The 15,161-nt window shown below is 64.8% G+C and carries 16 protein-coding genes; 13 read left to right on the top strand and 3 right to left on the bottom strand.

From position 1 onward, the window contains the following. The first annotated feature begins 155 nt into the window (after positions 1-155). The 8 genes from fabA to AB7A72_RS08750 all read left to right on the top strand — a co-directional run bounded on the left by fabA (position 156) and on the right by AB7A72_RS08750 (position 8,081). A complete protein-coding gene (gene fabA, locus AB7A72_RS08715) occupies positions 156-680 on the top strand; it encodes a bifunctional 3-hydroxydecanoyl-ACP dehydratase/trans-2-decenoyl-ACP isomerase (protein WP_133855041.1) in 525 nt (174 codons plus the stop codon). Next, the gene (gene fabB / locus AB7A72_RS08720; protein WP_239809575.1) at positions 677-1,897 is read left to right on the top strand and encodes a beta-ketoacyl-ACP synthase I; all 1,221 of its coding nucleotides are present in this window, start codon (positions 677-679) and stop codon (positions 1,895-1,897) included. The genes fabA and fabB overlap by 4 nt, the downstream gene beginning before the upstream one ends. Before the next feature lie 339 nt (positions 1,898-2,236). After that, complete coding sequence (glyQ, locus tag AB7A72_RS08725) at positions 2,237-3,145, top strand: glycine--tRNA ligase subunit alpha (RefSeq protein WP_116926715.1); 909 nt, start codon at positions 2,237-2,239, stop codon at positions 3,143-3,145. Positions 3,146-3,164: 19 nt separating this feature from the next. Next, a complete protein-coding gene (locus AB7A72_RS08730; protein ID WP_239809574.1) occupies positions 3,165-3,695 on the top strand; it encodes a metal-dependent hydrolase in 531 nt (176 codons plus the stop codon). Further along, positions 3,695-5,827, top strand: coding sequence for a glycine--tRNA ligase subunit beta (gene glyS, locus AB7A72_RS08735; RefSeq protein WP_369459655.1), 2,133 nt, complete (start codon positions 3,695-3,697; stop codon positions 5,825-5,827). The genes AB7A72_RS08730 and glyS overlap by 1 nt, the downstream gene beginning before the upstream one ends. An 85-nt stretch (positions 5,828-5,912) precedes the next feature. Beyond that, entirely contained in the window at positions 5,913-6,473 is a 561-nt protein-coding gene (locus tag AB7A72_RS08740) for a histidinol phosphate phosphatase (protein ID WP_312411192.1), read from the top strand. A gap of 227 nt (positions 6,474-6,700) precedes the next feature. Next, positions 6,701-7,189, top strand: a complete 489-nt coding sequence (locus AB7A72_RS08745; protein ID WP_369459656.1) for an antitoxin VbhA family protein — start codon at positions 6,701-6,703, stop codon at positions 7,187-7,189. Next, positions 7,179-8,081, top strand: a complete 903-nt coding sequence (locus tag AB7A72_RS08750; protein ID WP_369459657.1) for a Fic family protein — start codon at positions 7,179-7,181, stop codon at positions 8,079-8,081. The genes AB7A72_RS08745 and AB7A72_RS08750 overlap by 11 nt, the downstream gene beginning before the upstream one ends. Before the next feature lie 138 nt (positions 8,082-8,219). Here the strand turns inward: AB7A72_RS08750 and hemE are convergent, their stop codons facing one another. Both hemE and AB7A72_RS08760 read right to left on the bottom strand, forming a co-directional pair. Continuing rightward, positions 8,220-9,335 (bottom strand): uroporphyrinogen decarboxylase, encoded by a 1,116-nt coding sequence (hemE, locus tag AB7A72_RS08755; protein ID WP_312530342.1) that lies wholly within the window; start codon positions 9,333-9,335, stop codon positions 8,220-8,222. A gap of 100 nt (positions 9,336-9,435) precedes the next feature. Further along, positions 9,436-9,960 carry a MarR family winged helix-turn-helix transcriptional regulator gene (locus AB7A72_RS08760; RefSeq protein ID WP_239809570.1) on the bottom strand — a complete coding sequence of 175 codons (525 nt, stop codon included), beginning with the start codon at positions 9,958-9,960 and terminating at the stop codon, positions 9,436-9,438. A gap of 190 nt (positions 9,961-10,150) precedes the next feature. Here AB7A72_RS08760 and AB7A72_RS08765 point away from each other — a divergent pair, with 190 nt between their 5' ends. After that, positions 10,151-11,134, top strand: a complete 984-nt coding sequence (locus AB7A72_RS08765) for a Bug family tripartite tricarboxylate transporter substrate binding protein (protein ID WP_407064962.1) — start codon at positions 10,151-10,153, stop codon at positions 11,132-11,134. Between the two features lie 41 nt (positions 11,135-11,175). Further along, entirely contained in the window at positions 11,176-12,513 is a 1,338-nt protein-coding gene (locus AB7A72_RS08770) for a sulfatase family protein (protein WP_369459658.1), read from the top strand. Between the two features lie 6 nt (positions 12,514-12,519). Here AB7A72_RS08770 and AB7A72_RS08775 read toward each other — a convergent pair whose 3' ends face one another. Further along, the gene (locus AB7A72_RS08775) at positions 12,520-13,074 is read right to left on the bottom strand and encodes a hypothetical protein (protein ID WP_369459659.1); all 555 of its coding nucleotides are present in this window, start codon (positions 13,072-13,074) and stop codon (positions 12,520-12,522) included. Positions 13,075-13,416: 342 nt separating this feature from the next. On the opposite strand from AB7A72_RS08775, the gene AB7A72_RS08780 reads away from it, so the two are divergent. From AB7A72_RS08780 to AB7A72_RS08790, 3 genes are read left to right on the top strand one after another with little or no spacing between them, the layout of a single operon-like run. After that, positions 13,417-13,890: a rhodanese-like domain-containing protein gene (locus AB7A72_RS08780; RefSeq protein ID WP_239809567.1), complete on the top strand. Its 474-nt coding sequence runs from the start codon at positions 13,417-13,419 to the stop codon at positions 13,888-13,890. Positions 13,891-13,938: 48 nt separating this feature from the next. Next, entirely contained in the window at positions 13,939-14,877 is a 939-nt protein-coding gene (gene epsC / locus AB7A72_RS08785) for a serine O-acetyltransferase EpsC (RefSeq protein WP_239809566.1), read from the top strand. Further along, a complete protein-coding gene (locus AB7A72_RS08790) occupies positions 14,874-15,152 on the top strand; it encodes a helix-turn-helix domain-containing protein (protein WP_021028780.1) in 279 nt (92 codons plus the stop codon). The genes epsC and AB7A72_RS08790 overlap by 4 nt, the downstream gene beginning before the upstream one ends. Positions 15,153-15,161 lie beyond the last annotated feature (9 nt).

Raw genomic sequence — 15,161 nt, forward strand, 5'->3', positions numbered from 1 at the left:
TAGCCGGGGTTTGGTGGACAAAGCACAGCGCACTCCACGGCTTTGTCTCGCACGTTCGGGCCCAGAAGCGGGATAATGCGTACCTGCAGGTAATGGTGCCTGGGCACCATCAGAGAAATGCGGCGGAGTGACCGCCACCAGAAGTTGGACTGACAATGGCTGAATCTTTTTCCTATGAACAACTGATCGCCTCCGGTGAGGGCAAGTTGTTTACCCCTGAAAGTGGCCGTTTGCCACTGCCGCCGATGCTGATGTTCGACCGCATCACGGAAATCAGCGAAAACGGCGGCGCGCACGGGCTGGGAAAAATTGTGGCCGAGCTCGACGTCAATCCCGACCTGTGGTTCTTCAAGTGCCACTTCCAGGGCGACCCGGTGATGCCGGGCTGCCTGGGTCTTGACGCCATGTGGCAATTGATCGGCTTTTACCTGACCTGGCTGCGCCTGCCAGGCCGTGGCCGCGCCCTGGGTGCCGGTGAGGTCAAGTTCACCGGCGAAGTCGGCCCCGACGTGAAGCTGGTAACCTACGAAATCGACATCAAGCGCGTGATCAAGCGCAAACTGAACATGGCCATTGGCGACGCACGACTGCTCGCCGACGGCAAGGAAATCTATGTCGCCAATGACCTGCGTGTGGGGTTGTTCCTGCGCGAGGGCGACGGCAAGGAAAACGCAGCATGAAGCGTCGGGTGGTTATTACAGGGGCCGGCATCGTCTCCTGTATCGGTGTGGGGCTGGAGGCCGTGGAGACTTCGCTGCGCGAAGGCCGCTCCGGCATCGATCACATGCCGGTGTTCAAGGAAATGGGCCTGCGCAGCCAGGTCGCGGGCATTCCGCGCATCAATGTTGAAGACTTCATTGATCGCAAGCAGCTGCGCTTCATGGGAGATGCTGCCGCCTACGCGCAGATCTCGCTGCAGCAAGCGATTGCCCAGGCAGGCCTGTCACCCGAACAAATCAGCCACCCGCGTACCGGATTGATCATGGGCTCGGGCGGCGGCTCGCCGGCCAACCAGATCGAGGCGGCCGATACCCTGCGTGAAAAAGGCATTCGCCGCGTCGGCCCCTACCAGGTCACGCGCTGCATGGGCTCGACCGTGTCGGCCAACCTGGCGACCAATTTCAAGATCAAGGGCATCAACTACTCGATCACCTCGGCCTGCTCGACCTCGGCGCACTGCGTGGGCGCAGCCGCCCAGCAGATTTCCTGGGGCATGCAGGATGTGATGTTTGCCGGCGGTGGCGAAGAGCTGTCCTGGGGCCTGGCCATCCTGTTCGATGGCATGGGCGCGATGTCCAGCAAATTCAACGACGACCCGACCAAGGCCTCCCGCCCCTATGACACCGACCGCGATGGTTTTGTCATTGCCGGCGGCGGCGGTGCGCTGGTACTCGAGAGCCTGGAGCATGCCCAGGCCCGTGGCGCCACCATCCTCGGTGAGATCGTCGGTTTCGGCATCTCGTCGGACGGTGAAGACATGGTGGCGCCTTCGGGCGAAGGTGCGGTCGCCGCGATGGCCCAGGCCATCGAAGGCCTGGACGCCCCGATCGACTACATCAACACCCATGGCACCTCCACCCCGGTGGGTGATGTGCCCGAGCTGCACGCGATCCGCAAGGTGTTTGGCGACCGTATTCCGCCGTTCTCGTCGACCAAGTCGCTGACCGGCCACTCGCAGGGCGCCACCGGCGTGCAGGAAGCGATCTACAGCCTCATCATGCTGATGAAGGGCTTCATCGCCGGCTCGGCCAATGTGGACCATCCCGACCCCGCCGTCGGTGATATGCCGCTGGTCACGAAGGCGCGCGTGGCGGAGTTGAAGCAGGTGCTGTCCAACAGCTTCGGCTTTGGTGGCACCAATGCCTGCCTGGTGCTCAAGCGCTGGGATGCAGCCTGACCGGCTCCCCTCCACAACCCCTCTGACCAAGCGCCTTCGGGCGCTTTTCTTTTGCGGGCGCAACAGTGCCTGGGCTGCTATCAAAATGAGATCGCTGATGCAGCGCAGGCGCGGCGCCAGCACCCGCCAACGTGGGCAGCCTGCGGCGCCCGGCGTTGCTGGCCCCTGGTGCGCTCGGCTATCGCCGCCCAGAGCGCGGCTGAAAGCACTAAAATCAAATGTTTTTGACCGCTTTGCTGGTGCAGACAGGCAGCAAGGCATGCATGCAGTCCGATCTTGCCGCTGCGCGCCCACTTCGCGGGCCGCCAGCAGCAGGCTGCGTCCACCACCAGACTCTCCATGTTGAATTTCCAACAAATCATTTTGAAGCTGCAGCAGTACTGGGCCGACCAGGGCTGCGCGCTATTGCAACCTTATGACATGGAGGTGGGTGCAGGTACCTCGCACACCGCCACCTTCCTGCGCGCCATCGGCCCCGAGCCCTGGAAAGCCGCCTATGTGCAGCCCAGCCGCCGTCCCAAGGATGGCCGCTACGGCGAGAACCCCAACCGCCTGCAGCACTACTACCAGTTCCAGGTGGTGCTCAAGCCCGCGCCGGCCAACATCCTCGACCTGTACCTGGGCTCGCTCGAAGCGCTGGGCTTTGACCTGAAGAAGAACGACATCCGCTTTGTCGAAGACGACTGGGAAAACCCGACCCTGGGTGCCTGGGGTCTGGGCTGGGAAGTCTGGCTCAACGGCATGGAAGTGACGCAGTTCACCTATTTCCAGCAAGTGGGCGGTATCGATTGCAAGCCCGCGACCGGCGAGATCACCTACGGTCTGGAGCGCCTGGCCATGTACCTGCAAGGCGTGGACAACGTCTACAACCTGCAGTGGACCGACGGCCTGACCTATGGCGATGTCTACCACCAGAACGAGGTGGAGCAGTCCACCTACAACTTCGAGCATTCCGATGCGGAGTTCCTGTTCCAGGCCTTTGGCGCCCATGAAAAGCAGGCCAAGCTGCTGATGGAGCAGCAACTGGCGCTGCCCGCCTATGAGCAGGTGCTCAAGGCCGGCCACACCTTCAACCTGCTCGATGCGCGGGGCGCCATCAGCGTGACCGAGCGGGCCGCCTACATTGGCCGCATCCGCAACCTCGCGCGCGCCGTGGCGCAGAGCTACTACGACAGCCGCGAGCGCCTGGGCTTCCCGATGGCGCCGCGCGAGTGGGTGGCGCAGATCCCGCCCAAGGCTGCCGCCTAAACCCCCTGCCGCGCTGCCCATGCCCACGATCTTCACGCATGTCGCCGTACCGGTTGCCGCAGCGCTGGCGCTGGGCAGCCGCCGTGTGCCGCCCAGCATGCTGCTGGTGGGCGCGCTGGCCGCGATTGCGCCTGATTTCGACGGCATTCCCTACCAGTTCGGCAGCGCCGGCAGTGGCATTTGGGCCCACCGTGGCATCACCCACACGGCCCTGTTTGCACTGCTGATGGGCCTGCTTGGCCTGGGGCTGGCCCGCTGGTGGAAGGTGCCGCGCCTGGCCGGCTTTGCCTGGGTGTTTTTCTGCACCTTGTCGCACCCCTTGCTGGACATGATGACCAGCGGCGGCAGCGGCATTGCCTTGTTGTGGCCGTTGAGCTCCGAACGTTTTTTCAGCCCTTGGCGACCGATTGCCGTCTCGCCCATCGCTGCAGACCGCTTTTTCTCGCAGCGCGGTGTGCAGGTCCTGGTCAGTGAACTCTACAACGTATGGTTCCCGCTGCTGACCCTGGGCCTGTCCATCTTCGCGCTGCGCCATACCCGGAAATCCTGATGACTTCCTCTCCCAATCTTCTGGTTGAACTGTTTGTTGAAGAGCTGCCCCCCAAGGCGCTCAAAAAGCTGGGCGACGCCTTTGCCCAGGTGCTGCTGCAGCAATTGCGTGCGCAGGGCCTGGCCGGTGACGGCTCGCAGCTGACGGCCTATGCCTCGCCGCGCCGCCTGGCTGCATTGATCAGCGATGTGCTGCCGCGCGCCGCAGACAAGCAGGTCTCGCAAAAGCTCATGCCGGTGGCCGTGGGCCTGTCGGCCGATGGCCAGCCCACGCCGGCCCTGCTCAAGAAGCTGGCTGCGCTGGGCGCGGATGCCTCCGTGGTGCCGCAGCTCAAGCGTGCCCAGGACGGCAAGGCCGAAGCGCTGTTCTACGACAGCACGGCCGCAGGTGTCAGCCTGGCCGAAGGTCTGCAAAAGGCGCTGAGCGAGAGCATCGCCAAGCTGCCCATTCCCAAGGTCATGACCTACCAGCTCGAAGGCAACTGTGAATTGCCTGGCTGGAGCAGCGTGCAGTTTGTGCGCCCGGCGCACGGTCTGGTGGCCTTGCACGGCACCGAAGTGCTGCTGTCGATCGAAGCGCTGGGCCTCAAGGCCGGCAACACCACGCATGGCCACCGCTTTGAAGCGCTGGTGGATCCGCTGGTGATCAGCGATGCCGACAGCTATGCCAAGACCCTGGCCGAGCAGGGCGCCGTGATTGCCAGCTTTGACGAGCGCAAGGCCGAGATCGTGCGCCAGCTGCAGGCCGCAGCCGAGCGCGTGGGCGGCGGCGTCAAGCCGATCGACGATGAAGCGCTGCTGGACGAAGTGACCGCCCTGGTCGAGCGTCCGCATGTGTTGGTCTGCGCTTTCGAGAAAGAGTTTCTCGACGTGCCGCAAGAGTGCCTGATCCTGACGATGAAGGCCAACCAGAAGTACTTCCCGCTGCTGGCTGCCGATGGCGCGCTGACCAACCAGTTTCTGGTGGTGAGCAACATCAGCCCGGCCGATGCATCGGCGGTGACCGGCGGCAACGAGCGCGTGGTGCGCCCGCGCCTGGCCGATGCCAAGTTCTTCTTTGACCAGGACCGCAAGAAAACGCTGGCCTCGCGTGTGGAAGCGCTGGACAAGGTCGTCTACCACAACAAGCTGGGCACCCAGGGTGAGCGCGTACAGCGTGTGCGCGCCATTGCCAAAAGCATTGCGCAGCAGCTGGGTGCCACCCAGCTGGGCAAGCAGGTGGACCAGGCTGCGCAACTGGCCAAGACCGACCTGATCACCGACATGGTCGGCGAGTTCCCCGAGCTGCAGGGCACGATGGGCCGCTACTACGCGCTCAACGACCAGCTCGACACGGCAGTGGCCGACGCCATCGAAGACCACTACAAGCCGCGCTTTGCCGGCGATGTGCTGCCCCGTGGCGACGTCGGCGTGATCGTCGCGCTGGCCGACAAGCTCGAAACCCTGGTCGGCATGTTCGGCATTGGCAACCTGCCCACCGGCGACCGCGACCCGTTTGCGCTGCGCCGCCATGCGCTGGGCGTCATCCGCATGCTGGTCGAGAAGGATCTGCCACTGGACCTGGACACCTTGCTGGTCAGCACCTTGCCCGCCTTTGGTGACAAGATCGAAGATGCCAGCGCCGCGCTGTCCGACTTCATCTATGACCGCCTGGCCGGCAGCCTGCGTGAGCAAGGCTTTGGCGCCCAGGAAGTGGACGCCGTGCTGGCCTACCGCCCCCAGCGCCTGGCCGACGTGCAAAAGCGCCTGGAAGCCGTGCGCGCCTTTGCCGCACTGCCCGAGGCACCGGCACTGGCCGCCGCCAACAAGCGCGTGGGCAATATCCTGAAGAAGGCCGATGGCCCGGTTCGTGCCCATGTGGGCGAAGCGCTGCTGCAAGAGCAGGCCGAGAAGGACCTGTTTGCCGCGCTGCAAACCATTGCGCCCAAGGCCGATGCCCGGTTTGCCGAAGGCGATTACACCGCCAGCCTGCAGACCCTGGCTGCGTTGCGCACGCCAGTCGATGCCTTCTTTGAGCATGTGATGGTGAATGCCGAAGACCCGGCGCTCAAGGCCAACCGCCTGGGCCTGCTGGCGACCCTGCATGAGGCCATGAACCGCATCGCCGATCTGTCGCGCCTGGCCGCCGCCTGATAAGCTCGATGGGCGCGCAGCCATCGCGCGTGGCTGCCGCCCGCCAAGGCCGAGGGCCGCAGCCTGTCTTCTGAGGGAGCCTGTGATGAAACTTGCGATTCTCGAGCGCGACGGTATTGTCGGCCAGCCCGTGCCGGGCCAGCTGAGCGGTCACCAGGACTGGCAGAGCATGCCCGATGCGGCCATCAGCATCGCCCGGCTCAACCTGTCTGGCTGGCATGTGGTGCTGGTCGCCAACCAGCCCGGTCTGGGGCGGGGCCTGTACGACTGCGCCGCGCTCAACGACTACCACCGTCAGATGTACAAGGAGCTGGCCACCGTCGGCGCCAAGGTTGATGCGGTGTTCTTCTGCCCCCATCCACCCGATGACCACTGCGACTGCCTGGACGCCCAGGCCGCGCTGCTGCGCCAGATTCTGGACCGCTTCAACATGGAAGCGGGCAAGGTCGCAGTGATCGCCCGCAGCGCCAGCCTGCTGCAGGCCGCAGCCAGCCTGGGCGCGCGCCTGCACTGGGTCTCCGTGCCCGGCGGGCCGGATACCGAGACGGCGCTCTGCCCATCGCAGGAGGCGCAGCAGCATGCCAGCATGGTCCAGTGCACCGAGCACTTGCTGCAAAGCATGGCGAATCGGCCGCCGCAGGCTTGAGCGCCTGAACAAAGCCCCGTATTGCGACAGATGCCAGACAGCCAAAATCTGACTGGCATTTTTTCCGCTCTTTGTGGAGGGCCGCAACTCTGCGTTGACCCTGTTGCTCGCTCCCTGAGTTATTGCGCAGCGCTATCCCAAGGCAAGCCGTCCCCCTATCTGTCGGTCGTAATTACAGTGTATATACAATAAAATAGTAGCCACTCACAACGCAATCTGGAGCCGCCATGACCACCACCGCCCGAGGCAGACCACTCAAGAAGGTAGCCGTCAAGACGACGGCCAAGGCCTCGGCGGCATGTGCGCCCATCGACGATCCCAAGAATGCAATGCCTGCGCGTGGCGGCGCCCAGCGTATGAAGCCAGGAAGCGGTGCGGACCAGGGCACCTTTAATTTCCGTGTCGGTGTCGAGCTCAAGGACAGCTTCATCCAATGGGCGCGTGCCAACAACCGCGATGGCAGCCTTTTGCTGCGTGATTTCATGCGAGCCTATGTTGAGCAGGCGCAGAGGCACGCCAAGAACACGAGTCCTGCGCTGAGCGCGGTGGAGCGCAGGCGCCGCCAAGCTGCCGTTGCCTACGGCATGGCGTCTGCCGGCCTTGAAGGGTTTTCTCCGTCCGAGGAAGCCCAGGCCTTTGCCGAACGCTTTATCAATGGCGAGATGAGCACGGAACAGTTTGCCCAAGCGTCATACAGCGACCTGCATGAGCGCTGACGCAAGCGCAACGCTGGAGCGCCAACGCATAGAGGGGTTTTACACCGCTCGGCGGATCACCGAGCTTTATCTGCATCCGGTGCAGGGCAAGTTCGATGCGGTCCATTTGAAAGAAATCAACCGTCGCATGTTCCAGGACTTGCCCAAGGCGGGTTACCCATCGGTGAAGCCCGGCGAGTATCGCCAAGCCGTTCCACCGCACCAGGACTGGGTGAAAGAGCGCGTGATGGAGGGTATTTCTGTGCCGTCCATCGTGGCCTACTCAGCGATGGACGACAAGACTATCGGGCAGCTCAACCAAGTGCTTGATGGCATCAACCTGAGCGCGCTCAGCACACTGAATACTGAGACATTCAGCCAAGCCATGGGCCAGCTCTACGCACAGCTGGACTACATCCATCCCTTTCCGGACGGCAACAGCCGCACGCTGCGCGAGTTCACTCGGTCCCTGGCAGAAAACTGCGGCTACGAGTTGGACTGGACCCGATTCAACATTGATAAGCACGGGCGCAATGTTCTCTGCATTGCGAGAGATTTGAGCGTGAACCTCCTCGCTCTTCCCCATTTGCGTGACCATCGCACCACGCGATCGGTCACACTGATGCTTGATCAATTTGCAGAGAATCGGAACATGCCCGACCTGCTGCGTGATGCTATCCGGCCAAGCCGGGCTTGCGCTTTTGAGCAGTGGGAAGAGGACGAAGCGATGGCCGCCTTCCCTGAGCTGAGCGGGGCCTACAACATCTTGCAGGCTGCTGGCGCTTATGGGCTGCGCAAGTTTCCAGAGGATGGGTCCCAGCAAGAGGAATTCATCGCGAGCGTCCGGATGAAGATTCAACGGAGTCTGGATGCTGGTGAGGTTCCGCAAGGCAACACCCACCGACCAGCCTAAGGCCAGGGCATGCCAGAGAGGCGGGCGATCTTTAGCCTCCCGCTGCTCTGGCTCTTGAAAGGAAAAACGGCTGACAGCAAGAGGCTTGGGCCGCCAGGCATCGCGCATTGCAGCGCTTTTGTGTAGGGCGCGCAGCGCTTATTTACGCATCGCACGCGACTGGCTGTGCACCGCTTCCACCAAGGCCGCCACGTGCTCGGGCGGGGTGAACTGGCTGATGCCGTGGCCCAGGTTGAAGATGTGCGTGGGGCCCGGGCGGCTGGTGTCGGTGTGGGGCGTGCCAAAGCTCTCCAGCACATGGCGTACCTGCTCGGCGATGCGCTCGGGCGGTGCAAACAGCACATTGGGGTCGATATTGCCTTGCAGCGCCTTGCCGGGGCCGCCGGCTTCGCCGCCGACGATCGCGCGGGCTTTGCCGAGGTTGGCCGTCCAGTCCAGGCCCAGCACCTCGCAGTCCAGATCGCGCATCTCGGGCAGCCAGATGCCGCCGCCCTTGGTGAACACGATGCGGGGCACATCGCTGCCATCGGTGCCGTGGCGCTTGAGCTGGCTCAGCACGCGCTTGGTGTAGGCCAGGCTGAATTGCTGAAATGCGCCATCGGCGAGCACGCCGCCCCAGCTGTCAAAAATCATCACGGCCTGCGCACCGGCATCGATCTGGGCGTTGAGGTAGGCGGCCACGCTGTCGGCGTTCACCGCCAGGATGCGGTGCATCAGATCGGGGCGGCTGTACATCAGCGACTTGACCTGGCGGTAGTCATCGCTGCCCTTGCCTTCGACCATGTAGCAGGCCAGGGTCCAGGGGCTGCCGGAAAAGCCGATCAGCGGCACGCGGCCATCGAGCGCACGGCGGATGCTGGTCACCGCATCGAACACATAGCGCAGCTTGTCCATGTCGGGCACGGCCAGCGCCTGCACGGCGGCTTCGTCGCGCACCACCTTGGCAAAACGCGGGCCCTCGCCTTCGGCAAACGACAGCCCCAGGCCCATCGCGTCGGGCACGGTCAGGATGTCGCTGAAGAGGATCGCGGCGTCCAGCGCAAAGCGCTCGAGCGGCTGCAAGGTCACCTCGGTGGCGTAGTCCACATTCGTCGCCAGCCCCATGAAGCTGCCGGCGCGCGCGCGCGTGGCCTTGTACTCGGGCAGGTAACGGCCCGCCTGGCGCATCAGCCACAGGGGGGTGTAGTCCGTCGCCTGGCGGCGGCAGGCGCGCAGGAAGGTGTCGTTGGTCAGCGGTGCAAATGTCGTGCTCATGGGCAGGGATTGTCGCGCAGTTGCCGATGCCTGGGCAGCGATGCCGGTTTGCCAGGGTAGGGTATGGAGCCAGGCGCGCAGATCGCGCGCCTGCGGTGGCTCAGCCCAGGGGGTTCTGGCGGTGTCCGGACTGGCGCGGCGGAAAGGCCGCGTCGCTGGCCTCGTCCTGCGCGGCCCGGCTCGCCTGCTGCTGCAGGCGGTGCAGGCTCTGGTCCAGCTGCTGCAGGGCATCGGCATCGAGCGCGGCCACCAGATCGGTGTTGATGCGCCGCACCTGGGGCAGCAGCGCATCATGCAGGCGCTGGCCGGCGGGGCTCAGTTGCAGCGCGGCGCGGCGGCGGTTGCCCGTCTCGGTGGATTTGTGCAACAGGCCCTTGGCCTGCATCGACGCAATGGCGCGCGAGATGCGGGCCCGGTCCAGTTCGAGCAGATCGGCCAGCTGCGAGGGCTGCAGACCAGGCTGGCGCGCCAGCCACATCAGCACACCCCATTCGCGCCGGGTGATGCCGTAATGCCGCTCGCACAGCCGCGTGACCAGCCGGCCCGCTGAGGCGGTGAGCTTGGCCAGGCGGTAGAGCAGCAGGTCGCTGGGCTGCTGCGGATCGGCAAGGGGGTTGGGCAGCACTGCGGGTAAATCCGGGCGATGGTTGATTAGAACAATTGTGCCCTGGTTTTCTACAGTGCAGACAGGCTGCGCGGGCGCTTGTTCTGCAGTGGAAAAAGCTTATGCCTTCAGGCTAGATCAAACGCGGCACCATAGCGGGCATGGGCCTGCTGTTGCGGGCCCCTGTTCATATGCACCGGAGACACTTCCCATGGTTCAACGTCGTCATTTTCTCGGCCAGTCCGCAGCCCTGGCTGCCTCGGTGCTGGCCACTACCTCTTCGATGTGGGCCTTGCCCGCGCAGGCCCAGGATGGTGTGCTGCGCATCATCGTTGGCTACCCGCCCGGCGGGGCAACCGACCGCGTCGCGCGCATCGTGGCCGACAAGCTCCAGGCCAGCCTGGGCAGCACCGTGATTGTCGAAAACAAGGTGGGCGCCGGCGGCCGCGTGGCTGCGCAGTTCGTGAAGAACGCGCCCGCCAGCCAGCCGGTGCTGATGCTGGCCAACCCCGCCGTCATGGTGGTGGCGCCGCTGGTGGTGAACAACCTGGGCTACGACCCCGAGCAGGATTTTGTGCCGGTCAGCGAAGTCAACCGCTATGTGTTTGGCGTGGCCGTGGCCAGCGCCGTGCCGGTCAAGGAGATGAAGCATCTGCTGGCATGGCTCAAGGCCAACCCGGCCAAGGCCAATATCGGCGTGCCTGCCACCGGCAGCCTGCCGCACTTTTTTGCGCTGATGCTTGGCCAGCAAGCTGGCGTCGAGGCCGAGGCAGTGGGCTACAAGGGCTCGGCGCCCCTGCTCACCGATCTGATGGGCGGGCAGGTGCCGGTAGCGGTCGATACGCTCGACACCCTGGTGCAGCAGCACCAGGCTGGCAAGCTGCGCCTGCTGGCTGTCAGTGGCGATGCCCGCAATGCCGTTGTGCCCGATGTGCCGACCCTGAAGGAAGCGGGTGTGAACCTGTCTGCCGCCGGCTGGAACACCTTTTTTGCGCCCCAGTCCATGCCTGCCGCCCAGGTGCAGCGCTATGCCGCCGCCCTCCACAAGGTGATGCAGGATCCGGAAGTGCACAGGCAGTTTGCGGCCAACTACCTGGACCCGGTGGCCAGCACCTCCGAGCAGACCGCCAAGGCGCTGCAGGCCTATAAGAAGCAGTGGGCCCCGGTGATCCAGACCTCGGGCTACAAGCCCTGATCCGTTTTCCCCTGAACTGCCCTGACTGTGAGCAAGACCCCGTGTTGAAACGACCGAACATCATCTTTATCGTGGCCGATGACCTGGGCTACGCCGATCTGGGCTGCTATGGCGGCCGCAACGCCAGCTTCGGCGCCGTGTCACCGCACATCGATGCGCTCGCTGCCGGGGGGCTCAAGCTCACGCAGGGCTATTCCAACTCGCCGGTCTGCTCGCCCACGCGTTTTGCGCTGATGACGGCGCGCTACCAGTACCGCCTGCGCGGTGCGGCCGAGGAGCCGATCCGCACCGCCACACGCGGCAACCCGGACCTGGGCCTGCCGCCCAGCCACCCGACTTTGCCGTCGCTGCTGCGCGCGGCGGGCTACCGCACGGCCTTGATGGGCAAATGGCACCTGGGCTACCCGCCGCATTTCAGCCCCCTCCAATCCGGCTATGAAGAGTTCTTCGGGCCCATGTCGGGCGGGGTGGACTATTTCAGCCACTGTGGTGCCAACGGCCAGCATGACCTCTGGTTTGGCGAGGCCGAGCGCGAACAGCCCGGCTACCTGACCGACCTGATCAGCGACTACGCAGTGGACTACATCGACCGCATGGCGGCTGGCGCGCAGCAGGACACGCCTTTCTTTTTGAGCGTGCACTACACGGCGCCGCACTGGCCCTGGGAAACCCGGGACGACGAGGCGCTGTCGCGCGAGCTGGTGGAGAACAAGCAGGCCATCTACCACCTGCATGGCGGCAATGTCGAGAGCTACCAGCGCATGATCCACCACATGGACGAAGGCATTGGCCGCCTGGTGGAGCGCTTGCAGACGCATGGGCTGGTAGACGACACCCTGATCGTGTTCACCAGTGACAACGGCGGCGAGCGATTCTCGGACAACTGGCCGCTGGTGGGCGGCAAGATGGACCTGACCGAAGGCGGCATCCGCGTGCCCTGGGTGGCCCATTGGCCGCGTGTGATTGCGCCTGCGGGTGAGAGCCGCCAGACCTGCATGACGATGGACTGGAGCGCAACGATGCTGGAGATTGGCGGGGCCGAGCCTGCTGCCGGCTACCCCTGGGATGGACAATCGCTGCTGCCACTGTTGCAGGACGCGGCATGGCAGGACGACCAGCCCCTGTTCTGGCGCATGAACCACCGGGGCCAGCGCGCGATGCGTGATGGCGACTGGAAATACCTGCGCGTCGATGGGGTGGACTATCTGTTCAACCTGCGCGCCGACGAACGCGAGCGCGCCAACCTGGCCAGCGTGCTGCCGGGGCGTCTGCAAGCCATGGTGGCCGCCTGGGAGGCCTGGAACGCCAGCATGCCACCGATACCGGGGGATGCGACCGTGAGCCTGTGCTACACCGACGCCGACATGCCCCAGCGTTGAGCATCATCACTGGGCCGCTTGCTGCCCGGTATCTTCTTCATCATCCTCGGGGATCGCTGCAAAGCTGATGCCGCCGAGCAAGGCCATCACCAGCGCAAACAGGTAGACGGCGTTGCTGATGCCCAGGCTCAGGCTGTAGCCCCAGGCGATGACCGAGCACCAGATGCTGTCCTTGTACTGGGCCACGCAGCCCGATTGGGCGGGCATGTGTACATACCAGATGACGGCCACCGCAGCAAAAGCCAGCGCCACGACAACGCCCAGCGCATTGCGGTGGTAGCGCAGCATGGCGATCAGCGAGAGCGGCACCAGCGCGCCCCAGACAAACATCATCAGCCAGCTGGCCATGGGGGCCTGGGCCAGCCAGCTGGAGAGAGCAGGCCAGTGCAGCTGGGTCTGGATCAGCTGCAAGCCTTCACGGACCAGCGGCAGCACCAGAGCGGCGAGGGCCACGCACAAAAGCACGATCCCCAGGCAGATCCGCTTGGCGCTGAAGTGGCGCTTGTGCGCGCCTTCGCGAGGGGCGGAATGCAATCCATGGTCATGGGTGATGACAGCCATCTTTGTCTCCTGTTGGAGGCTGTCACTGCGGGCCGCAGGCCCCTTGCCAGGACCCACAGCGGGCATTGCAGCCCTGTTTTGAGGAACCGCATGCACGATGTGGCCTGTTGCAATGCGGCAATCAAGGCGCAGAAGACGTGGGCTGATGGGTACAGCACACCCGCTACACCTTCACTTCAATATAGACCTATTCAGCCCAAGTGGCTATAGGCGCGAGCCGAGGGCTTGCGCCTGCGCATATGTGAAAACTGCATGTGCAAGCGCATTTTTATTCGTGTTCCTGCAGCGTCTGGCGGCCTAAATTGGTGGCTATCCCCATCCATTTGACCGTAGAGGCGATTTATGACGACAACCGATACCAGCCTGCCCGATGTACTGGAGGCGGCCTGGAAGACGGCACAGGACCAGGCTTTGGGCTACGCCGGCGGCGTGCCCCCCCGTGCCGCCTGGCAACTGGTGCAGCAGCAGCAGGCCGTGCTGGTCGATGTGCGCTCGGCCGAAGAGCGCCAATTTGTCGGCCATGTGCCCGGCAGCATCCATGTGCCCTGGGCGACAGGCACGGCACTGACCCGCAACCCCCGCTTTGTGCGCGAGCTGGAAGCGCGCCTGTCCGCCCATGGCGGCAAGGAGGCCGTGGCGCTGCTGCTGTGCCGCAGCGGCAAACGCTCGGTGCTGGCTGCCCAGGCGGCCGAGGCCGCCGGCTTTCGCCATGTCTTCAATGTGCAAGAGGGCTTTGAAGGCGAGCTGGATGCGTTGCAGCAGCGCGGCCATGGCGATGGCTGGCGCTTCCACCAGCTGCCCTGGGTCCAGGACTGAGATCCTGAGCCACCCAGCGCGCGCTTTGATCTCCCACGAAGGCACCCCATGACCACCCCATTCCCCATCCAAGAAGTGGCCGCACAGTTGGCCGAGCAGCGCCGCCACTGGCGTGATTCCCACCAGCGCAGCCAGGAGCCCGGCGGGCGCGAGTTCCCCTCGCGCGATGCGCTGGCACAGACCCTGGGCCTGCTCAAGGGCGTGCTGTTTCCGATGCGCCTGGGCCCGCATGATCTGCTGCAGGAGAGCGAGGACTTTTATGTCGCCCATACGCTGGATGCCGCCTTGCACCGGTTGCAGACCCAGATCGCGCTGGAGCTGCGCTACACCCAGCGCAGCCCAGCGGGCACCGAGGAGCAGGCCCAGGCGCTGACGCGCCAGTTTGCGCTGGCCTTGCCCGGCATCCGCCGCTTGCTCGACAGCGATGTGCAGGCCGCCTACGAGGGCGACCCCGCCGCCCGTACCGTTGACGAGGTGCTGCTGTGCTACCCCGGTGTGCTGGCGCTGATCCACCACCGCATCGCGCACCAGCTGTATGTGCTGCAACTGCCGCTGCTGGCCCGCATCGTGTCTGAGCTGGCGCACAGCGAGACGGGCATTGACATCCATCCCGGTGCGCAGATTGGTGAGGGCTTCTTCATCGACCATGGCACCGGGGTGGTGGTGGGGGAGACGGCGGTGATTGGCCGCAAGGTGCGCATCTACCAGGCCGTCACCTTGGGCGCCAAGCGCTTTGTGCAGACCGCGCAAGGCCATCTGCAAAAGGGCCAGCCCCGGCATCCGATTGTCGAAGACGGCGTGGTGATCTATGCCGGCGCGACCATCCTGGGCCGGGTCACCTTGGGCGCCGGCGCTGTCATTGGCGGCAATGTCTGGCTGACGCAGAGCGTGGCCGCCGGCGCCCATGTGACCCAGGCCTCGCTGCAAGCGGCGGCCCAGCGCCCCCGCAGTGAACCCACGTTGCCCGCTGAGGAGGCCGCGCTATGAATGACTTTTCCCACCATTTCGGGCTGGCCGTGCGCCGCTCGCGCGAGGCCATGGGCTGGTCGCAGGAGCAACTGGCTGCGCAGGCCGATCTGAACCGCTCCTATGTCGGCGAGGTCGAGCGCGGCCAGGTGGCGGTGTCGCTGGCCACTATCGGCAAGCTGGCCCAGGCGCTGCAGGTGCCGCAGTCCACCTTGGTGCTGCGCGGTGAAGAGCTGCACCAGCACTACCTGGTGCGGGCCCAGCACATGCGGCGCTTGGCGGCGATAGCCGGTTGAGGCAGCAGC

This window comes from Comamonas sediminis (assembly GCF_041107495.1).
Taxonomy (GTDB): domain Bacteria; phylum Pseudomonadota; class Gammaproteobacteria; order Burkholderiales; family Burkholderiaceae_C; genus Comamonas; species Comamonas sediminis.